This window comes from Streptomyces sp. NBC_00829 (assembly GCF_045161795.1).
Taxonomy (GTDB): Bacteria; Actinomycetota; Actinomycetes; order Streptomycetales; family Streptomycetaceae; genus Streptomyces.
Genome location: NZ_CP108867.1, coordinates 176,475 through 196,480, shown reverse-complemented (window position 1 = coordinate 196,480; position 20,006 = coordinate 176,475). Strand labels below are relative to the sequence as shown.

The following is a 20,006-nucleotide window of genomic DNA, read 5'->3' as shown; positions in this document are numbered from 1 at the left end:
GGTTGTCCGTACGCGCCCTCGCGGCTTGGGGTGTTGCGGCAAGGGCGCGCCTGTGCCCGACCGTCAGAGCGTGCCTTCCGACGGCGCTCGGCTACCTGTCGTTACCGGCCAGGTGAGGATCGGGTTGCGGATCTTCGTCGAATGTTCCTCGATCGCGGCGAAGTCGGGGGTGGCAAGGGTGAGCAGTCCGTGTCGGAGGGTTATTCGGCCTCGCTGGATCTGCGGGTAGTTGGTATCCCAGTAGTTGTTGGCGACCCAGCTCAGCAGCAGTGGGTCGCGGGGACGGGGCACGGCGTCGAGCGGTGGACCGAAGTGGAAGTCACCGAACTGGACCAGCGGCACGTCGGGGGTGAGCAGCACGACCGCGCCGTGTTCGTCCCACATCGCGGCCATCGACTGTGTCGTCACCCAGGCCCGGGAGGCACCGGGGAGCTGGTCCGTGTCGAGATTGACCGTCCGGCCCGCCGTGTCGAAGGCGGCGTTCCAGTTCTTGTCCATGGCCAGCGGCAGGGCGAGATAGGTGCCGGTCGGCGACGAGTCGCCGGCGAACTCGATCTCGGTCTCGATGCCGATGACCGGGTCCGTGGCGCTGAAGGTGAGACGCTGGACCAGGTGGGTGAGCCCGGGTGCCTCGAAGCGGCGCTCGAGGCGGAGCTTCCCGGGCCGTTCCTCGACGCTGCAGTCAGCGACGCGGGTGGCGTAGTCGTAGGTCCGGGCCCAGCCGTTCCAGCAGGACTCGTCGATCTTCTCCTTGTCGAGGTTGCGCTGGTAGTAGGCGCGGCGGGTGCCGTCCACCAGCGGATCGGGACGTTCCCGGACGATGGAGAGCAGGTCCATGCCCGCGCGGGGGCTGAGGATCTCGCGTCCGGTGCGTCGGTCGGCGAGGGAGGTGATGCGGCCGGAGTCCGGGGCGTAGGTGAGGGTGTGGAAGGGCGATTCGATCCGGCCGGTTGCGGCGGTACGGCTGATGGCGGCGACGAAGTTCAGCTCGCGGGCCGATCCGGTCTCCTCAATGACCTGGTGGGTAAGACGGCCGGCGGGGCTGGGGGCGGGCAGGTCCTCACGGCCGATGACCCGCCACGAGAGCGGTTCCAGGGCGATGGTGCCAAGGTATCGGCGCCGCTCGTCGGGCGGCGGCGTCCGCCAGGGCCGGTTCTCGTAGGTCATCCGGCTCGCACGGTAGGTCCGCTCGGTGGCGGGCGACGTCTCGTCGAACCAGGCGGCGGGCAGGTCGAGTGCCGCCTCGGTACGGTACGGGGTGGGGTTGCACACCAGAACTCCGCCGATGCCCTTGTCGGCGGGCGGGTTGCCGGCGAGCCGCTCCAGGGCGTCCATGACGGCCAGGCTGGCGATCTCGTGGCCTGTGTGGGCGGCTGCCTGCTTGATCACTTCGATGGACTGGGCCTGGGGGTTGGCAGGATCCGTGTCCCAGTAGCTCCAGGTGTGCTCGTCGAAGATGTCCACGTGGTCGGCAGCCTGCCGGATCGTCTCGGCGGGGGCACCGAGGGTCTCGGCGGCGGCGATCAGGGGCTTGGAGCGCTGGTTGACGGCGGTGGCCACGGGTGTGCTGCCGTAGCCGAAGCTCCAGTAGTCGGTCCAGTCGCCGCGCAGGATCGGGATGTCACTGTCGGGTACCTTCCGGACCCGCTCGCGCAGGTCGTCGAAGGTCGCGTAGCGGATCACTGGCCCGGCCTGCTGTTCGTTCCACCGCTGGATCAGGTTCGGCATGTAGGGGTTCGGGGGCGCGTTGTCCCACATGATCGGCGAGCAGGTGGAGGTGAGGTAGAAGAACGGCAGTGAGTAGCCGATGCGGCGCAGCTGTTGCTGGTACTCCTGCCAGCCGGCCCGCATCCGCTCCACCGAGTCGTCCCAGGCGTTGAGTATCTGGTCGAACATCGTGTAGTGGTTGCCGTTGAAGACGCGCAGGACCCGGCCGGAGGGTGCCTCCCAGCCGAAGAGTCCGGGCCGCGGCTGCACGGTACGGCCGAGGTGGCCGTTGACGGCCATGACGAACAGGTCAACGCCGGCGTCCAGGAGTTCGTCCGCGAGCGGCCATGGGACTCCGTTGACGTCGTGCTGACAGGCGACCTGGATGGACGTGCCGACGATGTCCTCCAGCCGCTTCTTTCCGTCGAGCAGTCGCCGCATGCCCGGCCGGTCCACCAGCGCCGAGACGTGCCAGCGCAGCGCGGCCAGTCCGATGCGGCCCTGTCGGCACAGCTTCGTGAAGCGGGCCAGCTGCTTCGGCGAGGATTCCGTCAGCCAGCGCAGGACCGGCTCGGTCGCCTCGCACGTCCACCTGGGCCGGGAGTCCTCGGGCAGGTCCGCGGTCCGTTCCAGCCAGTCGATCGCCTCGTCGACGTACTCGTTCTGCAACTGCCACAGGACCGGCTGCGAGTGCGTGTAGCCGACGTCGAGATGGCTGTGGTGCAGGACCAGGATCTCCTCGATACCGATGTCGCCCGTCGTCATTTGGTGGCTCCTGAGGTGAGGCCGGAGATGAACTGCTTCTGCAGGAACAGGTAGCCAGCCACCGGCACGGCGGCGGCCAGGAACATGACGCCGAACATCTGCGCGTAGTTGGTGGAGAACTGGCCGAGTGAGAAGTACAGCGCCGTCGTGATGGTCTGGCCGTGCAGCGGTCCGAGGATGAACTGCGGGTTCATGAAGTCGTTCCAGATCCACAGCGCCAGGAAGATCGTCACGGTGGCGGTGGCCGGGCGCAGCAGGGGCATGACGATCGTCCACCAGATGCGCAGCGTCTTCGCACCGTCCATTGCGGCGGCTTCGATGATCTCGCCGGGGATGGACCGCAGGAAACCGGAGTAGACGAAGACCGCGAACGACAGGTAACCGCCACCGACGTTGGCGAGGATCAGCCCGGCGTAGGTGTGGTCAAGCCCCAGCCAGCTCAGGATCTTGATCGTCGGCAGCAGCACGACGGTCGGGGGGATCATCAGTCCGGCGGAGAACACGGCCAGCACGACGCGGCGAAGGCGTGCTCCGCGGCGTGAGAGCCAGAAGCTGAAGGCCGCGCCCAGGGGGACGATCAGGGCGATCGAGGCAACGACGGTGATGGCGCTGTTGACCAGTCCTACCTGGATGATCTGGTCGGGACGGTTCAGGGCGTCACTCAGGTTGGACAGCGTCGGTGGGACCGGTGGAGCCACGGGATTCCGGGCGATCTGGTCGGTCGTCTTGAAGGCGTTGACCAGCGCCAGGTAGAGCGGTGCGACGAAGGCCAGAGTGAGGGCGAGGACGGCTGCGAGGCGGATCCGCGAGCCGAGGAGGCCGCGGAGCGTTCTGCGGGCGGGGGCAGCTGTCGTGGCGGTGGTGCTTTCCAGTACGGCGCTCACAGGTCGACCTCCCGGCGGCGCAGCAGCCCAGTGACGGTCAGGGAGATCACGCAGGACAGCAGGAGCAGGAGCATGGCGACCGCCGAGGCGTACCCGAAACGGTTCTCGGTGAAGGCGAGCTTGATGATGTAGAGCGCGATGGACTGCGTGGAGTCCGCGGGTCCGCCGGAGGTGAGGGCCGCGATGATGTCGTAGAGCTTGAGCATCGTGATCATCGAGATGGTGACGCTGATGGTCGTCCCCGGGGCCAGCATCGGGAAGGTGATCGCGGTGAACTTGCGCCACCGTCCGGCGCCGTCCACGGTCGCGGCCTGGTAGAGCTCGGTCGGGATGGACTGCAGCGCCGCCAGGTGGACGACTGTGGTGAAGCCCGTGAGCACCCAGGCGGTGACGATCCCGACGGACAGCATCGCCAGAGGAGGCGTTCCCAGCCAGCTGACCGGCTTGTCGATCAGGCCCAGATTGATCAGCATGCTGTTCAGGAGCCCATCCTGGGCCAGGATGGAGCGCCAGACGAAGGCGACGATCACCCCGGAGATGATCTGCGGCAGGAACGCCACGGCGCGCATCGCGCGGTAGCTCAGTGAGGTGCGGTTCAGCAGCATCGCGAAACCGATGCCGGCGGCGTTGGCGACGATGGTGACCGCGGCGGCCAGGGTCAGGGTGAACGTGAGGCTTGACGCCAGCGCGTCGTCGTGCGCCAGCTCGCGGTAGTTGCCCAGCCCGACGAAGTCGGAGTGGGTCAGCAGGGGGTTCTCGTTGGTCAGGCTTCGCCATGCGCTCATCAGCGCCGGGACGATGATGAAGCAGACGTACAGGCCTAGTGCGGCAACCGCGATCACGGTCAGTCCTGGGTCGCCGCGAAGGCGGCGATCACGGGTTCGCATGGCGTCTTTCCTCGTTTGTGGGGTCGGGCCAGGAGGGGAGGCCGGCGTCAGGCCCTCCTCCCCGGTCGCTGACGGTCAGAGGGTTACTTGGTTGCCGAGTCCCAGGCGGCGTCGAGCTTGGCCAGCGGGCCGCGGACATCGTCGGAGCTGTACAGGGCCTGGCTGGCGGCGTAGAAGGCGTCGTTGAGGCCCGAGGGCATCGCGTCGTCGTTGGTGGCCCAGCCGAACGACGAGACCTTGGTGTTCTGGTCCGTGACGTAGGCGTAGGAGTCCTTGTAGACCCTTGTGACATTGACGTTGTAGTCGGCCAGCTTCTTGTCCTTGAGCATCGGGAACGCCCCGTCGCCCTCGATCAGCGCCTTGAGGTTGCCCGGGTCCAGCGACCACGCCTGGGCGAACTTCGTCGCCTTGGCCACGTCCGGTGCCTTGTTGCTGATAGCCATCGAACCGCCGACCGCGAACGGCACGACCTGCGAGCCGTTGTCGGTGGGCACGAGGAACGCGCCGAAGTCGTTGGCATGGTCCTTGGGCACCGAGCCGAGGAACCAGCTGCCCATCATGTACATCGCGGTCTTGCCCGACGTGAAGTTGGTGATCGAGTCGGCGTACTTGACACCCAGAGCACCGTCCTCGAAGTAGCCCTTCTTGACCATCGTGCGGTACTTGGTCGCCGCCGCCACGACGTCGTCGTCGGTGAACTTGACCTTGCCGGCGTAGCGCTCCTGCAGCCACTTGGGGTTCTTGCCCAACACGTCCGCCGAGATGATGCCGACCAGGGGCATCGATGCCGCGAACGGGTCGCCGCCGCCGAGCTCGATCGGCGTGATACCGGCCGCTTTCAGCCTGGCGCAGTCGTTCATGAACTCTGACCAGGTCTTCGGCGGTGCCGCGATACCGGCCTTGGCGAACAGCTTCTTGTTGTAGAACACCTCGGGGATGATCTGGGAGTTGGTCGGCGGGATGTAGACCTTGCCCTTGAGGGCATTGCCCTGGGGCATGAGGAAGTTGGCGTTCACCCACGCCTGGTCGTACGGGCGCAGGAGCCCGGCGGGGGCGAAGGTCGACGGCGTGATCGACTGCAGCAGGTCGGGGAACTGGCCGGATGCCTGCAGTTGCTTGGCGTAGGCGTCACGGTCCCCGCCGGGGGCGACGAGCTTCCTGATCGTCACGCCCGGAGCCTGGCTCTCGGCGTGTTTGATCGAGGCGTCCCAGAACGTCGAGGTCAGACTCGGGCTCTCGAACGTCATGTAGGTGAGGGAGGTGCCGCCGTTCTTCGAACCGGTGGCGTTGGGAGCGGAGCACGCGGCGACCAGAGCGAGTCCTGAAGCGAAACAGGCTGTGATCAGACGATTGCGTCTCATGAGGGTTTCTCCAGGAGCGTGATGATGCGGATCCGGCGGATGGAGGGGGCGGATTCGACGCCGGAGCACCAGGGGAATAACGTTATCGCGAGAATAAGTTCACGTTGCGGCTTCGAGTCAAGAGGCCGGACAACGTTTTCTGAGACGAAAGAGGTACGGATGAGTGCAGCGCAGGGGGGCAACGCCCGCGCGCGGTCCAAACGGCCGACCATGGTCGACGTGGCGCGGGAGGCCGGGGTGGCGTTGCGCACGGTGTCCCGTGTGGTCAACAACGACCCGACCGTGGGCCCTGAGTACGTGGCCAGGATCAAGGCCGCGATCAAGGCCCTGAACTTCCGCCCGGACGAGCGGGCGCGGCAGCTGCGGACAGGAGTCAGCGACACGATCGGTGCTGCGGTGCGGCGCATCGCTGAGGTGAACCCGGCCTTGGCCGCCATCGAGCGGGCCGCCCGTGAGGGCGGGCTCACACTGCTGGCCTCCTCCACGGACTTCGACGAGCAGCGCGAGCACGACATCCTGATCTCCATGTGCCGCCAGCGACTGGACGGGATCATCGTCGAGCCGATCGGCGAGAGCCACTCCTACCTGGAACCGGAGCTTGCGGCGGGCCTGCCTCTGGTGGCCATGGACCGGCCGCTGAGCGGCGTGTCCGTGGATACCGTGATGTCCGACAACGCCGCCGGCATCGGTATGGCGTTCCACCACCTCCGCCGGCACGGGCACCGCCGCATCGCCTACATCGGCGACGACGAGCGCGTGTTCTCCGGCCGCGAACGTGCCGCTGCCTTCCGTGCCTGCCTGCTCGCGCACGGGGAGCCGGTCGGCGACCTGGTTCACCCCGGCGAGATCACCGCCGAGCGGGTGGGCGCGGCCCTGGACGCCGTACTGCACGGCCCCGACCCGGCGACGGCGCTGGTCACCGGCAATATGGACACCACCCTCGCAGTCCTGCGTCGCCTCGGCCCGGAAGCCACCCGGCTGCCGATCGTCGGCTTCGACGACGTGCCGCTGGCAGACCTGTTGCGCCCGGCGCTGACCGTCGTCGCCCAGGACACCGCCCGGATAGGGGCCACCGCGGTCGAGCTGCTGCGCGCCCGGATCGCGGAGCCGGCGCGACCGGTCAAGACCGTCGTCGTACCGGTTTCGATGACGATCCGTGGTTCAGGCGAACTGCGCTCCTGAGCCCTGGGCTCTGTCCGCCCGCGCCGCTCCGCGGTCGAACTTCTCACTTGACAGGCAGGAGTCGGCTGCCCCATCTTGAGTGCGATAACGTTATCTCGCTGCCGCCTCAGGCTGTCAGTCGCCCTGCCGTCTCGCCCACCGTCCCCGCGTCCCCGGCAAAGTGGACCGATGGACCACCACCCGTGGACCACCACACCCGGTTCCGCCCACGCGACAACACGGGCGCCCGGCGATGCCGGGTCACTGATTCGACGATCACTCAGCTTCATCCCTGCTCCGCACGGCGGCACTCATCCCTCTCGCGCACCTGCCGAGCACACCCTGAGAAAGGCCCGCCATGCATGGCTCGCACTCCACCGTCTATGAACCCAATCCGTGCTACCCCGGTTCGGGCGCCGGAGCCCGCCACGGCTACGACACGGCTGTGAGGACGATCATCCGCGGGACCGTCCTGGCGGTGGACGGTCCCGCGGCCGTCGACTGGGACGCGGTGGCGACGGGGATCAGCGACGCCCTGACAGCGCGGGGGTACGCGGTCGAGCAGCTCGACCTGTGCGGCCACTTTGCGGCGTGGGAGGACATCCTGGCGCGCACCGCCTCCCAGGAACTCGCCGACGACCCGGACTTCGCGACACTCTCGGAGGCGTCACTGGCGGACTTCTTCGACACCCTGCCCGCGCCCGAGGCCGTCCCGGACTCAGTCGTGTTCGTGTACGGGCCCGGCGCAGCCCTGGTCGCTCACAACGTTCTGTGGTACGCGGACCTCCCCAAGCGGTACGCCGAAGCCGACATCACGGCCGGGACCGGGCGCAACCTCGGCCAGCCCTCCGGCACCGGCCCGGGAACGACACGACGGCTCTTCTACATCGACTGGCCGGTGCTGGACCGGCACCGCGACGCCGTAGCCCCCGGCATCGCGCTCTGGCTGGACACGCAGGACACCGCCGCGCCGACCTGGCTCGACGGCCCGGCGCTGCAGGCCACCCTCGCGGAGCTCGCCGCCCGACCGTTCCGCACCAGGCCCACCTTCAACACCACCTCCTGGGGCGGCCACTGGGCGCAGGAGCAACTGGGCTTCAATGCGCAGGCCCGGAACACCGCCCTCGGGTACGAACTGATCGCGCCGGAGAGCGGCATCCTCGTCGGCGAGCCCGACGGCCCGCGCGTGGAGGTTCCCTTCCAACTGCTGGTCGCGCTGCACCCGCGGGCGGTGCTCGGCGAGCCCGTGCACGCGACGTTCGGCACCTCCTTCCCGATCCGATTCGACTATCTCGACACCTACGGCGGCGGCAACCTCTCGGTGCACTGCCACCCGCAGCCCGAGTACATGGAGAAGGTCTTCGGCTGGCCCTACACCCAGCACGAGACGTACTACATGATGGTCGGCGGGCCCGAGCGCCAGATATTCCTGGGGCTGCGCGAGGACGCCGACCTGGAGCAGTTCCGGCACGACGCCGACCATGCCGTCCATGCGGGGGTCGGCTTCGACATCGAGCAGTACGTGCAGACCTTCCCCGCCGCGGAGCATCAGCTCTTCCTCATCCCCGGCGGCACACCGCACGGCAGCGGCGGGGGCAATGTCGTCCTGGAGATCAGTGCCACCCCGTACCTGTACAGCCTGCGGTTCTACGACTGGCTCCGCAAAGACTCCGAGGGCAGGCAGCGCCCCGTCCATGTCGCGCATGCCTTTGGCAACCTCAACACCGAACGCCGCGGCGAGCAGGTCGCTCGCGACCTCGTGCAGCAGCCGTGCACGCTCCGCTCCGGCCCCGACTGGCAGGAGGACACGATCGGCGCCCTGCCGGAGATGTTCTTCGAGGTGCGCCGGTTCGAACTCGGCCCCGGGGCTCGGGCCGTCGACGACGCGACCGGCGGTTTCCACGTCCTCAACGTCGTCGACGGCGACGGCATCCTGGTGGTGACCGAGGCCGGCCACCGCCACACCCTGGCGTACGCTGAGACGCTGACGATCCCGGCCGCCGTCTGCGGTTACACGGTGTACGCCATCGGCTCGGGCCGCGTGCGCTACGTGAAGGCCCTGATCCGATGACCGGCCGCATCGTGCCGGTGATGGACATCGGCGGCACTCACGTCACCGGGGCACTGGTGGACACCGTGACCCGCGCCGTCCTGCCCGACTGCATGGTGCGGGAGGGCCTGGACAGCAACGGCACCGCCGAACAGATCGTCGTCTCCATCGGACGATGTGCGTCCCGCCTGCCCCGGGCAGCCGCGTCGGACTGGACCATCGCACTGCCCGGGCCCTTCGACTACCCGCGGGGGATCGGGCAGTTCGAGGGCGTCGGGAAGTTCGAGAGCCTGCGCGGTGTGGACCTGCGCGCGGCGCTGTCTGCCCTCGTGCCTCAGGCGCGGTCGTTCCGCTTCCTCAACGACGCGGACGCCTTCGCGCTCGGTGAATGGTGGGCCGGCGCTGCCGAAGGCCGTCGGCGAGCCGTCGGGATCACCCTCGGCACCGGTGTCGGCTCCTCTTTTCTGGACGACGGGCGGGTCGTCGGCGACGGAGCCGCCGTCCCGCCGCACGGTCGTGCCCATCTGCTCAGCTACGAGGGACTCCCACTCGAGGAGACGGTGTCCCGGCGTGCGATCCGCGACCGGTACGCGCAGGTGGTGAACGACCGGGACGGCCGCTGCGTGGACGTGCACGAGATAGCGGCGCGTGCCCGTCTCCGGGACGGCACCGCGAGATCGGTGCTCGCTGATGCCTTCGCCGCCCTCGGTTCGACGCTCGCCCCCTGGCTGGCCGCCTTCGAAGCGTCCGTCCTGGTCGTCGGTGGATCGATGGCTGCGTCTTGGGACCTGATCGTCAAACCGCTGAGCCGGGGGATCGACATCGCCGCCCCCGGCCTTCTCGGGCACCTTGAGGTCACCCCAGCCAGACGCCTCCACGACGCAGCCCTCATAGGTGCCGCGCTGGCGAACCGGGCGGCCGGGGCAGCCGCCTGACCCCAACACGTGGTCGTCGGCGCGCCGGCCGCCAGGCACAGGCTTGTCTGCCGTCATTCACCCTCCGCAGCCCGGAAGGACCCACACCATGAAACTGCCTCGTCTCGGACCCCACGGACACGAGCGCCCAGCGCTCCTCACGGACGACGACCGGCTGCTCGACCTGTCCGCGCTCACCTCCGACATCGACGGCCGATTCCTGGCCGACGACGGCTTGCAGCGCGTGCAGCAGGCACTGGCGACCGGGTCACTGCCGCAACTCTCCCCGCACGGGCTGCGTGTCGGCGCGCCGGTGGCCCGTCCAGAAAAGGTGGTATGCATCAGGTTGAACTACCGCGACACACGCCGAGGAGACCGGAGCGGCCATCCCGTCCCGCCCGGTGGTATTCATGAAGGCTCCCTCCACCGTGGCCGGTCCGTACGACGAGGTGCTGATCCCCCGCAACTCGGTGAAGACCGACTGGGAGGTGGAGCTCGCGGTCGTCATCGGACGCCGAGCCCGCTACCTGGACTCGCCCCAGCAGGCCCTGGCCCATGTCGCGGGTTACGCGATCAGCAACGACGTGTCCGAGCGGGAGCTCCAGCTGGAGTACTCCGGCCAATGGGACCTGGGCAAGTCCTGCAAAACGTTCAACCCGCTCGGCCCCTGGCTGGTCACCCCCGATGAGGTCGGCGACCCACAGGCACTTGGCCTGCGACTGGCCGTCAACGGTGTTCAGCGCCAGGACGGCACCACCAAGAACATGATCTTCGAGTCGGCCACGTCGTCTGGTACCTGAGCCAGTACCTGGTACTGGAGCCCGGCAACGTGATCAACACCGGCACCCCGGCCGGCGCGGCCCTCGGCCTGCCAGGCACCCCGTACCTGCGCGCCGGCGACACGGTCGAGCTGTCCATCTACCGGCTCGGCACCCAGCACCAGACCTTCTCCAACGCGTGAAAGGCACCGAGTTGTCTGCAACCAGAGCGCGGATCAGCGCCGTCGACACCTATGACATCCGCTTCCCCACCTCGCGGGAGCTGGACGGGTCCGACGCGATGAACCCCGACCCCGACTACTCCGCGGCCTACCTCATCCTGCGCACCTCGGCGGGCGGCCAGGAGGGCCACGGCTTCACCTTCACCATCGGACGCGGCAACGACGTCCAGGTCGCCGCCATCAACACACTGCGCCCGTACATCATCGGACGTTCCGTAGCCGAGTTGTGCGCCGACCCGGGTTTCCTGTACCGCGACCTGATCGGCGACAGCCAGCTGCGCTGGCTCGGCCCCGAGAAGGGCGTGATGCACATGGCGATCGGTGCCGTCGTCAACGCCGTCTGGGACCTCGCCGCCAAGCGCGAGGGAAAGGCGCTGTGGCAGCTGCTCGCCGACGCCGACCCCGAATGGCTGGTCTCCCAGGTCGACTTCCGCTACCTCACCGACGCACTCACTCCTGCCGAGGCCCTCGACCTGCTCAGGCGGGGCAAGGACGGGGCCGATACCCGCGCCCGGCACCTGGCCGAGCGCGGCTACCCCGCCTACACCACCTCGCCTGGCTGGCTGGGCTACAGCGACGAGAAGCTCACCCGCCTCGCCCAGCAGGCCGTGGCCGACGGCTTCACCCAGATCAAGCTGAAGGTCGGCGCCGACCTCGAAGACGACATCCGCCGCTGCCGCACCGCCCGCGAGGCCGTCGGCCCGGACATCCGGATCGCAATCGACGCCAACCAGCGATGGAACGTGGCAGAGGCGATCGAATGGACCAAGGCGCTGGCCGAGTTCGACCCGTACTGGATCGAGGAGCCCACCAGCCCCGACGACGTCCTCGGCCACGCTGCCATCCGCCGCGGCGTCCACCCCGTCAAGGTCGCCACCGGCGAGCACGTGCAGAACCGGATCATCTTCAAGCAACTGCTCCAGGCCGACGCCATCGACGTCCTGCAGCTGGACTCGGCCCGCGTGGCCGGCGTCAATGAGAACCTCGCCATCCTGCTGCTCGCCGCCAAGTTCGGCGTCCCGGTCTGCCCGCACGCCGGCGGCGTCGGCCTGTGCGAACTCGTCCAGCACCTCTCGATGTTCGACTACGTCGCCCTGTCCGGAACCTCCCAGGACCGCGCCATCGAGTACGTCGACCACCTCCACCAGCACTTCCACGACCCCGTGGTCATCGACAGCGGCCACTACCGGGCACCCACCACGCCTGGGTTCTCCGCCACCATGCACCAGGCCACCATCGACACCTACACCTATCCGGACGGCGCGTTCTGGGTGGCCGATGCGGTCGCCGCCAAGTCTGCAACGAACGCGGAGGCCCCCTCATGACAACCGACCTCGACGGGCTCACCGCCCTGGTCACCGGCGGCGCCTCCGGCATCGGCCTGGCCACCGCCCGACTGCTCAGCGAGCGCGGAGCGAACGTCGCAGTCCTGGACCTCGACCCCAGCAATGTCCCTGCCCCGCTGCGTGGCTTCACCACCGACCTTGTCGACGACCACTCGGTGTGCGCGGCCGTCCAAGAGGCGGCCGAGACACTCGGCGGGATCGACATCCTGGTCAACAACGCGGGGATCGGCGCGGCGGGCACGGTCGAGGACAATCCCGACGTGCAGTGGCACCGTGTTCTGGACGTCAACGTGCTCGGCGTCGTCCGCACCACTCGAGCCGCGCTGCCGTATCTGCGCCGTTCGGGGGCCGCCTGCGTGGTCAACACCTGCTCGATCGCGGCCACGGCAGGACTGCCGCAGCGCGCCCTGTATTCGGCCAGCAAGGGCGCCGTCCTCTCGCTGACCCTGGCGATGGCCGCCGACTACGTCCGCGAAGGGATCCGGGTCAACTGCGTCAACCCGGGCACCGTCGACACCCCGTGGGTCGGCCAGCTGCTCGACGCCTCCGCCGACCCGGCGGCCGAGCGCATCGCGCTGAACGGCCGTCAGCCGACCGGTCGCCTGGTCACCGCCGACGAGGTGGCCGCCGCCATCGCCTACCTGTCCTCGCCTGCGGCCGGATCCGTCACCGGCACTGCCCTCGCGGTCGACGGAGGCATGGCCGGCCTGCGGCTGCGATCGGAGCCGAGTCCGTGACCCTGCGCCTCAACCCGCTCGGGCACAGTGCCGTCCGGGTCAGTGAACTCGCCTTCGGCGCCGCCGGCATCGGCAATCTGTTCACCCCGGTCACCGACGCCCAGGCAGGGCGGACCGTCGCCGCCGCCTGGCAGGCCGGGATCCGCTACTTCGACACCGCCCCGCACTACGGCCTCGGCCTGTCCGAACGCCGCCTGGGGGAGGCGCTGAGCAACCTGCCCAGGGACCAGTACGTCCTGTCCACCAAGGTCGGCCGCCTGCTGGAGCCGACGCCTACCGTCGGCGACGACCTCGCCAACGGCTTTGCCGTGCCCGCTACGCACCGCCGCCGCTGGGACTTCAGCGCCCAGGGCGTGCGCCGCTCCATCGAGGAGAGCCTGAACCGGCTCGATGTGGAGCGGATCGACATCGCCTACTTGCACGACCCGGACGACCACGCCGAACAGGCACTCACCGAGGCCTACCCGGCGCTGGAAGGGCTGCGTGCCGAAGGCGTGCTCGGCGCGATCGGGGCCGGTATGAATCAGGCCGGCCTGCTCGCCCGGTTCATCCGCGAGACGGACCTCGACGTCGTGCTGCTGGCTGGCCGCTACAGCCTGCTCGACCAGCGTGGACTCGCCGAACTGCTGCCCCTGGCCGCCGAGCGTGGCGTCGGCGTGGTCATCGGCGGTGTCTTCAACTCCGGTCTGCTCGCCGACCCGCGCCCCGGCGCGACCTACGACTACACGACCGCACCCGACGACCTGCTCGCACGAGCACTTGCGCTGAAGACAGTCTGCGAGCGGCACGGCGTACCGCTGCGCGCCGCAGCCCTGCGCTTCCCGCTCGGGCACCCCGCCGTGGCGAGCGTCCTGGTCGGCGCCCGCGACGCCGACCAGGCATGCGACGCCGCCGCCATGCTCGGCCACCCCGTGCCGGCCGCGCTGTGGGAGGAGCTCAAGAGCCGCGCGCTGATCCCACCGGGCGCCCCGACCCCCGAAGAGACGCCCTGATGCGCATCGCGCTGTTCACCACCTGCTTCAACGACACCCTGGAAAGGCGGCCAGCCGCTCGCCGGTACGGTACGGGTCACCCTGTCCCGTACCGGCGGCGGCGCCGGCTTCGGCGCGTACGCGCTGCTCTACACCACCCGGCTGGTGCCCGGCGGGGGAGTAGAGGTGATCATCGCCGCCGCCTGCCCCGAGGACACCGACCCGGCCTGGGGCCCCCAACACCCCCGGCCGTACGGGCCGCAGGCCAGTGAGACCCGGCCGCTGATGCGGTGGGCCGCCGCCCTGGACGAGCAGCTCAAGGCCGACAGCGCGGCCGACTACCGCGTGCGCCTGGCCGTCGACCTGGTCCGCATCGGCCACAACACGCGGATCATCCCGCCGCCCCATGCGGTCGATCTCCCGCTCGCTGCCTGGGAGATGACCACCGAGCACCACAGCGAGCTCGTCAGCAGGAAGTGGCCGACCGGATACGCCGGCCACACCGCCGCCCGGATCGGCCGCCTGGTCGCCGTTGCCGCGAAGAAGGAATGACCGATGCCGATCCGGCCGGAGAACAAGGACCGATACCCCGCCGACTGGCCCGCCATCTCCCTGGCAGCGAAACAAGCCGCGCAATGGCGCTGCGCCTGCACGGGGCAGTGCGGCCGCGGCACCCATCAGAGCCGCTGCCCCAACCGGCACGGCCAGGCCGCGTACGGCACCGGCACGAAAGTCGTCCTGACCACCGCCCACCTCAACCACCAGCCCGAGGACGTGAGCGAGGCCAACCTCGTCGCCATGTGCCAGGGCTGCCACCTCTGAACTACCGGGGCGTTCCGTGATCAGGTGGCGGGACGATCAGTCCCGAGGGGAAGGGCCTTCATGGGGCCGGAGAACGGCTGCGAACGGCGCAGGTGTTAGCTTCCTGCCCGTGTTAAAGCACCAGGACGAGACCAGGGCGGCCTACGACGGGGTCGTCGAGCTCTATGCATCGAAGTTCGCTAATCAGTTGGAGACGCAGCCGTTCGCGCGGAACATGATCGGCACCTTCGCCGAGCTCGTGCGTGGCACGGGGAACCTGCGGGTAGCTGACGTCGGGTGCGGACCCGGCCATCTGACAGCCATGCTGCACGACTTGGGGTTGGACGCCTTCGGGCTCGACCTCTCCCCGGCCATGGTCGCCCACGCCCGGCAGGCCCAGCCGACGCTGCGGTTCGACGAAGCGCGAATGGAGGCCCTGCCGGTCGAGGACGGCGCGCTCGGCGGAGTGCTGGCCCACTACTCGATGATCCATACCCCGCCGGGGGAATTGCCCGCGCTGCTCACCGAGCAGGTGCGTGTCCTGGCACCAGGGGGCCTGCTCCTGGTGTCGTTCTTCGGGACCGAGGGGTCGGAGCCGGTCCGCTTCGATCACAAGGTGGCGCCCGCCTATAGCTGGCCAGCGGAGCAGTTTGCCGAGTTGCTGGCCGGGGCCGGACTCGTCATGGTGGCTCGGTTGCTCCACGACCCTGCCTCCGAGCGGGGCTTCCTCGACACCCACTTGCTGGCCCGCCGCCCATAGAGCGTGGCCTGGGTCGGGGTCGTGTAGATCATCCGCGTGGATGAAGATCGTCTGGAGCGCCACATTCTGGCCGATCGGGAGTGGGTGCTTCGATCGGTGCTGGCGTCCTCTGCCATCGCCGGAGGTGACAACGGTCCACGTCACAAAGGCTCCGGCCCTGCGGTGCGAGCAACGATCTCCCGGAAGGTGGGAATTCCCAGGTCGGCAGACTCCTGCTGCCGGGAGATCTGCGCGTCGAGTTGGGCGAGCTTCTCCTCGGCGTGGGTCAGGCTGCTCTGCAGGCCTTCGATCTCGCCGAGCCACCCCTCGCGTTCGGCTTCCAGGATGCGTGCGAGGAGGTTGCCGCGGATCTCGACGAGCCGCGGGCGTTCGGAGGCGTGAACGATCAGGACGGGACAACGGACACAGCTTCTCTGAACTTGGGGGCCGGTCCGTCCCAAAGTCTCTGATCTGCAGCTCTCTGAAACCGAATCGGTGATGCCAGAGGAATCACAGCGAGATGTTTCCGGAGAGCGAGAGCCGCTCCGCCTGCCGCCTCAGTACTGTGGCTTCGCATGACCGACGCCGAGATCGAGATCACCGCAGACCTGGTCCGCGACCTGCTGGAGGAGCAACATCCAGACCTTGCAGGGCTGGCCATCCGCGAGGTGGCGGGCGGTTGGGGCAACCAAATGTGGCGTCTCGGGGACGAGTTGGCCGTGCGCATGCAGCGCATGGACCCCACCCCTGAGCTCCAGCTCAAGGAGCGGCGGTGGCTACCTGTGCTGGCCCCGCTCCTGCCGCTCCCGGTGCCGACTCCGGTGCGGTTCGGTGAACCGTCCGAGCGCTTCCCCAAGCACTGGACCGTGATGACGTGGGTTTCCGGCGAGCCGCTGGACCACGGCTCGATCAGCCGCGGCGACCACGCGGCCGACACGCTCGCGGGCTTCCTCCGGGCCCTCCACGTGGAGGCGCCCGCCGAGGCGCCGATCAGCTCGGACTTCGGCGCTCACCCCAAGAAGTGCACGGACGGCTTCGACTACTTCTTTGAAGCCGTTGTCCCCGGCGGCATTGCCGACGAGGTCCGGGCCGTCTGGGACGATGCCGTTGCGGCCCCCGAGTGGGAGGGCCCGCCGGTATGGGTGCACGGTGACCTTCATCCCGCGAACGTTGTCGTCTCGGACGGAACGCTCTCGGGCATCGTCGACTTCGGTGCCATGTTCGCCGGCGACCCGGCCTGGGACCTCGCCGCCGCATGGGTGCTGCTGCCCGCGGGCATGGCCTCACGGTTCTTCGACATGTACGCGCATGCGGACGAGGCGGCGATCTGGCGCGCCCGCGGGCTGGCTGCTATGAAGGGCCTGTTCCTGATGCTCATGGGGCAGAACGGAGATCGGGGCCTTCCCGGCGGCAAGCCGCACTGGGGACCTGCAGGCCGGGCGGCACTTGATCGCGTTCTGAAGGGCGTTTGATACACGCTTCTCCAAACCTGTTCTCGATCTTGGTTGAGGGCCATGCGGCAGTCCACCTTCGTGGGTTCATCGATCACCACGCATGGTGGGGATACCAAGGTCCACGGCCGTATGCTGCCCGTAGCCCAGATCGAGCTGGCTGAGCTTCTCCTCGGCGCCAGCCAGGCTGACCTGGAGACCCTCGACCTCGCCGAGCCAGCCTTCCGTCTCGGCTTCGGCGATTCGGGCGATCAAGTTGTCGCGGATCTCGGCAAGCCGTGCCCGTTGGGCCGGGTCAGGTCGGAGGAGCGAGCATCTGACACAAGCTTATCCGCTGCCCGGTCCTCCAGATGGACCCCCGCCAGAAACCCCGCCTCATCGAGATCATCCAGAACCTCCGCGAGCGCATCCGCGAGGCCCGCGCCAACGGCTGGCTCGGCGAGGTTGAGGGACTTCAGGTCAGCTTCGACGCCGCGATGGCCAAGCTCAACAGCCTCAAGAACACCCCCGCCGACGGACGCCCTCAACTGGTCGACCTCGGCATGCCCGTCTTCACCGACAAGGCACCACCGCCTCAACCCGATACAGGAGAACCCGGGCCGCAAGGTTGACCACCTCTCGCACCACCGAAGCACTCACCGGCCCCGCCCCAGGCGGGGCCGCTGGTCGTCAGCGTGGTCACCAGGTCGAGGCCCAGCTCCTTTTCAAGTCCACCGGTGAGTGGTCGCCGCTCGGAGCCGCTTCAGGAATCCGGGCCCTGGGCAGGGCACTGCCAGTCGGCCGCGTCGATCGCATCGCCCGCCACGTCACTGAGGTGGAAGCAATTGCCGTTGGCCCACACCGTGACCGAATCACGCCGATGGTCGACCTGGAAGGGCTCGTCCCCGCGCAACGTTGCAGACCAAGAACCGTCTTCTGCCGACGAGTGAGTGACAACGACGCACGTCTGCCCCGGCAGGAGCTGGTAGGCATCTGCCCACGGCTCCACGGTCAGCTCCAGCGGCGCTTCGGGGCAGTGGTGTTCGGAGGCGCGGCATGGCGGGCTTTACCCACGTGCACGTCGCATCCGGCTACTCCGCCCGGTACGGGGCCTCCCACCCCGAGGACCTGGTGCGGCGGGCAGCCGAGCGCGGCATGAGCGCCCTGGCGCTCATGCCGCGCTCGGACACCGTCACCGGCGCGGTGCGCTTCGCCAAGACCGCCATGGAGCATGGCATCCGCCCCGTCTTCGGCATCGACCTGGCCGTCGCCCCTCTCACTGCGGTCCGAGCGCAGCGCCGCCGCACACCGGTACGCGGTGGCGCCCACGTCCTCGAGCAGACGCTGCGCATCGTGCTGCTCGCCGAGAACAAGGCCGGCTGGGCGCGGCTGTGCCGCCTGACCTCCGCAGCGCACCAGCAGCCGCACGGCCAGCCGCCCGTTCTGTCCTGGGAGGCGCTGAACGAGCACGCGGGCGAGGGACTGATCGCGCTGCTCGGGCCGGTCTCCGAGCCGGTGCGCGCCCTGTCCGCGGGCCGTCCGGATATTGGCGAGTGGCTGCTCGCCCCGTGGCGGGAGATTTTCGGTGACCGGCTGCGGCTGGCAGCGGTGTGGCACGGACAGTCCGGCACCGGGCCCGGCTCGCTGCGGCTGGCCGCCCGCACCCTCGGCCTGGCCGACCAGGCCGGCATTCCCGCGGTCCTGACCAATGCCGCCCGCTACGCCGACCCCGGCCAGCACCGGCTCGCCGACGTCCTGGACGCGGCCCGGCTGCTGCGCCCCATCGACCGGCGCCGTCTCGATTCGGGGGAGCGCTGGCTCAAGGATCCCGCAGCCATGGCCGCGGCCGCCGTGCGGATCGCCGAAGTCGCGGGCACGAGGGAGGAGCGGGCCGGTCGTCTGCTTGCCGACACGGAAGCAACAGCGGGCCAGTGTGTGCTCGATCCGGTCGCCGGCCTGGGCCTGGGCACCCCGCACTTCCCCGAACCGGAGATGGTCGGTGCCGGCGGCGGGCAGGGGGAGGCATCCCGGCTGCTGCGTGAGCGGTGCGAGGCCGGCATGGTCCGCCGCGGCCTCGACCGTGACACGGCCGCACTCCATCGTCTGGAGCAGGAGCTCGCCGTCATCGCCCAGCTGAAGTACGACACCTATTTCCTGACCGTTGCCCAAGTCGTGGCCGATGTGCGGGAGATGGGTATCCGCGTTGCCGCGCGCGGCTCCGGCGCGGGCAGCATGGTCAAAGCGGCACGACGCCCCACCGGCGCTGTACCTCGCCCTTGATCCGTCGCAGGTTGCGCGGCTCGGGCTGGGCCTCGGCCGCCGTGAGCCGGATCGCCCCGGACTTCCGCTCGGCGATGTCCAGCCAGGACAGCTTCGGCATCCGGTCGTTGAGCAGGGTCAGCTCGGTGGTCATCTGCTCACGCAGCTCATCGACGAACACCGCCGGATCCAGCGGCTTGCGCAGCTCCCGGTAGTTCTCCGCCCGTCGGGCCTCGAAGTCCAGCGGAAGGTCCTCATCCGGGTTGCGCCACTTGTCGGCGCCGACCACCCAGATCTCCTTGCACTTGAGCTGATCGCGCAGGGCCTGGAAGGTCACGACCTCGTAGACCATGCCCACCACCCGGCGCCGGCCCCGCTTGTCGGCACGGTGCACGACCTCCGCCCAGTCCCCGCCCATCGCCTTGTGGACCGGCACCGTCTCGCCCAGCGGGTAGTACGTCGTGTTCCCCGCATTCGCGTACCGGGCCACCAGCGCCAGGGCCTCGATCGCGGGCCGATGGGCTTGGTTGGAGGAGCGGAACTCCAGCACGTCCAGCAGTTTGATCAGCCCGCGCCGGTAGTGGTTGGTGTACGACGCCTTCAACGTGGTCTGCACCGTGCGCCGGTAGACCGGCCCCCGGGTCTTGAACTCGTGCACCAGCTCCCGCAGCGTCGCCTCGCCCCCGGACACCGCCGGGAACACGACCTGGCGGACCGTCCCCTCGGGGGTGCCCAGTGACGCCTCGGCGAGCTCGAAGAGGATGTTCTCCTTGCCCGACACCTTCTTGAACGCGTTGATGAGCTGCTCGGTGACCTTCTTCTCCGCCCGCGCCCCGATCCGGTGCACCGTGGAGATCAGCAGCGCCACCAGCGTGTCGGTGATCTCCCGCTCCCGCTCATGCAGCAGCGCGGCCAGCAAGGTCACCCGCAGCGGCACCGGGTGCGTCCGCAGATGGGAAGGCGACTCCACCGCGGCCCGCGCCCGCCAATCCGG

The 20,006-nt window shown here is 69.0% G+C and carries 18 protein-coding genes and 2 pseudogenes; 13 read left to right on the top strand and 7 right to left on the bottom strand.

The features are described 5' to 3' along the window. Nucleotides 1–63 precede the first annotated feature (63 nt). From OG293_RS00795 to OG293_RS00780, 4 genes are all read right to left on the bottom strand, one after another. A complete protein-coding gene (locus OG293_RS00795) occupies nucleotides 64–2,472 on the bottom strand; it encodes a hypothetical protein (protein WP_405996783.1) in 2,409 nt (802 codons plus the stop codon). Then, nucleotides 2,469–3,356, bottom strand: a complete 888-nt coding sequence (locus tag OG293_RS00790) for a carbohydrate ABC transporter permease (protein ID WP_405996782.1) — start codon at nucleotides 3,354–3,356, stop codon at nucleotides 2,469–2,471. Before OG293_RS00790 ends, OG293_RS00795 begins: the two co-directional genes overlap by 4 nt. Then, a complete protein-coding gene (locus tag OG293_RS00785; RefSeq protein WP_405996781.1) occupies nucleotides 3,353–4,243 on the bottom strand; it encodes a carbohydrate ABC transporter permease in 891 nt (296 codons plus the stop codon). Before OG293_RS00785 ends, OG293_RS00790 begins: the two co-directional genes overlap by 4 nt. A gap of 83 nt (nucleotides 4,244–4,326) precedes the next feature. Continuing rightward, complete coding sequence (locus OG293_RS00780) at nucleotides 4,327–5,604, bottom strand: ABC transporter substrate-binding protein (RefSeq protein WP_405996780.1); 1,278 nt, start codon at nucleotides 5,602–5,604, stop codon at nucleotides 4,327–4,329. A 159-nt stretch (nucleotides 5,605–5,763) separates the two neighbouring features. On the opposite strand from OG293_RS00780, the gene OG293_RS00775 reads away from it, so the two are divergent. The 10 genes and pseudogenes from OG293_RS00775 to OG293_RS00730 all read left to right on the top strand — a co-directional run bounded on the left by OG293_RS00775 (nucleotide 5,764) and on the right by OG293_RS00730 (nucleotide 15,344). Beyond that, nucleotides 5,764–6,786, top strand: coding sequence for a LacI family DNA-binding transcriptional regulator (locus tag OG293_RS00775; protein WP_405996779.1), 1,023 nt, complete (start codon nucleotides 5,764–5,766; stop codon nucleotides 6,784–6,786). Between the two features lie 337 nt (nucleotides 6,787–7,123). Next, the gene (locus OG293_RS00770) at nucleotides 7,124–8,836 is read left to right on the top strand and encodes a class I mannose-6-phosphate isomerase (RefSeq protein ID WP_405996778.1); all 1,713 of its coding nucleotides are present in this window, start codon (nucleotides 7,124–7,126) and stop codon (nucleotides 8,834–8,836) included. Further along, a complete protein-coding gene (locus tag OG293_RS00765) occupies nucleotides 8,833–9,750 on the top strand; it encodes an ROK family protein (RefSeq protein ID WP_405996777.1) in 918 nt (305 codons plus the stop codon). The genes OG293_RS00770 and OG293_RS00765 overlap by 4 nt, the downstream gene beginning before the upstream one ends. Before the next feature lie 88 nt (nucleotides 9,751–9,838). After that, nucleotides 9,839–10,690: pseudogene (locus OG293_RS00760) on the top strand (fumarylacetoacetate hydrolase family protein). Between the two features lie 11 nt (nucleotides 10,691–10,701). After that, nucleotides 10,702–12,054, top strand: coding sequence for an L-fuconate dehydratase (locus OG293_RS00755; RefSeq protein ID WP_405996776.1), 1,353 nt, complete (start codon nucleotides 10,702–10,704; stop codon nucleotides 12,052–12,054). Next, entirely contained in the window at nucleotides 12,051–12,812 is a 762-nt protein-coding gene (locus tag OG293_RS00750; RefSeq protein WP_405996775.1) for an SDR family NAD(P)-dependent oxidoreductase, read from the top strand. The genes OG293_RS00755 and OG293_RS00750 overlap by 4 nt, the downstream gene beginning before the upstream one ends. Nucleotides 12,813–12,814: 2 nt before the next feature. Further along, nucleotides 12,815–13,804 carry an aldo/keto reductase gene (locus tag OG293_RS00745; RefSeq protein WP_406003465.1) on the top strand — a complete coding sequence of 330 codons (990 nt, stop codon included), beginning with the start codon at nucleotides 12,815–12,817 and terminating at the stop codon, nucleotides 13,802–13,804. 165 nt (nucleotides 13,805–13,969) lie between these two features. After that, on the top strand, nucleotides 13,970–14,335 hold the full coding sequence (locus OG293_RS00740; protein ID WP_405996774.1) for a hypothetical protein: 366 nt from the start codon (nucleotides 13,970–13,972) through the stop codon (nucleotides 14,333–14,335). A 3-nt stretch (nucleotides 14,336–14,338) separates the two neighbouring features. Further along, entirely contained in the window at nucleotides 14,339–14,605 is a 267-nt protein-coding gene (locus OG293_RS00735) for a hypothetical protein (protein WP_405996773.1), read from the top strand. A gap of 109 nt (nucleotides 14,606–14,714) precedes the next feature. Further along, on the top strand, nucleotides 14,715–15,344 hold the full coding sequence (locus OG293_RS00730; RefSeq protein WP_405996772.1) for a class I SAM-dependent methyltransferase: 630 nt from the start codon (nucleotides 14,715–14,717) through the stop codon (nucleotides 15,342–15,344). A 140-nt stretch (nucleotides 15,345–15,484) separates the two neighbouring features. Here the strand turns inward: OG293_RS00730 and OG293_RS00725 are convergent, their stop codons facing one another. Continuing rightward, nucleotides 15,485–15,784, bottom strand: a complete 300-nt coding sequence (locus OG293_RS00725; RefSeq protein ID WP_405996771.1) for a hypothetical protein — start codon at nucleotides 15,782–15,784, stop codon at nucleotides 15,485–15,487. A gap of 114 nt (nucleotides 15,785–15,898) precedes the next feature. Between OG293_RS00725 and OG293_RS00720 the strand changes: the two genes are divergently transcribed. Continuing rightward, nucleotides 15,899–16,795 carry a phosphotransferase gene (locus OG293_RS00720; protein WP_405996770.1) on the top strand — a complete coding sequence of 299 codons (897 nt, stop codon included), beginning with the start codon at nucleotides 15,899–15,901 and terminating at the stop codon, nucleotides 16,793–16,795. A 66-nt stretch (nucleotides 16,796–16,861) separates the two neighbouring features. Here the strand turns inward: OG293_RS00720 and OG293_RS00715 are convergent, their stop codons facing one another. Then, nucleotides 16,862–17,029, bottom strand: coding sequence for a hypothetical protein (locus tag OG293_RS00715; RefSeq protein ID WP_405996769.1), 168 nt, complete (start codon nucleotides 17,027–17,029; stop codon nucleotides 16,862–16,864). Nucleotides 17,030–17,124: 95 nt separating this feature from the next. Between OG293_RS00715 and OG293_RS00710 the strand changes: the two genes are divergently transcribed. Then, a complete protein-coding gene (locus OG293_RS00710) occupies nucleotides 17,125–17,385 on the top strand; it encodes a hypothetical protein (RefSeq protein ID WP_405996768.1) in 261 nt (86 codons plus the stop codon). Between the two features lie 424 nt (nucleotides 17,386–17,809). Further along, nucleotides 17,810–18,991, top strand: a pseudogene (locus OG293_RS00705) (PHP domain-containing protein); the annotation flags it as partial. Here the strand turns inward: OG293_RS00705 and OG293_RS00700 are convergent. Further along, the gene (locus OG293_RS00700) at nucleotides 18,990–19,982 is read right to left on the bottom strand and encodes a hypothetical protein (protein WP_405996767.1); all 993 of its coding nucleotides are present in this window, start codon (nucleotides 19,980–19,982) and stop codon (nucleotides 18,990–18,992) included. The pseudogene OG293_RS00705 and the gene OG293_RS00700 overlap by 2 nt on opposite strands. Nucleotides 19,983–20,006 lie beyond the last annotated feature (24 nt).

Bases quoted from the DNA above. Each gene is read 5' to 3' on its own strand.
- OG293_RS00780 (WP_405996780.1), bottom strand. From the start codon at position 5,604: ATGAGACGCAATCGTCTGATCACAGCCTGTTTCGCTTCAGGACTCGCT.
- OG293_RS00720 (WP_405996770.1), top strand. From the start codon at position 15,899: ATGACCGACGCCGAGATCGAGATCACCGCAGACCTGGTCCGCGACCTG.
- OG293_RS00785 (WP_405996781.1), bottom strand. From the start codon at position 4,243: ATGCGAACCCGTGATCGCCGCCTTCGCGGCGACCCAGGACTGACCGTG.
- OG293_RS00775 (WP_405996779.1), top strand. From the start codon at position 5,764: ATGAGTGCAGCGCAGGGGGGCAACGCCCGCGCGCGGTCCAAACGGCCG.
- OG293_RS00770 (WP_405996778.1), top strand. From the start codon at position 7,124: ATGCATGGCTCGCACTCCACCGTCTATGAACCCAATCCGTGCTACCCC.
- OG293_RS00750 (WP_405996775.1), top strand. From the start codon at position 12,051: ATGACAACCGACCTCGACGGGCTCACCGCCCTGGTCACCGGCGGCGCC.
- OG293_RS00765 (WP_405996777.1), top strand. From the start codon at position 8,833: ATGACCGGCCGCATCGTGCCGGTGATGGACATCGGCGGCACTCACGTC.
- OG293_RS00735 (WP_405996773.1), top strand. From the start codon at position 14,339: ATGCCGATCCGGCCGGAGAACAAGGACCGATACCCCGCCGACTGGCCC.
- OG293_RS00795 (WP_405996783.1), bottom strand. From the start codon at position 2,472: ATGACGACGGGCGACATCGGTATCGAGGAGATCCTGGTCCTGCACCAC.
- OG293_RS00710 (WP_405996768.1), top strand. From the start codon at position 17,125: ATGGACCCCCGCCAGAAACCCCGCCTCATCGAGATCATCCAGAACCTC.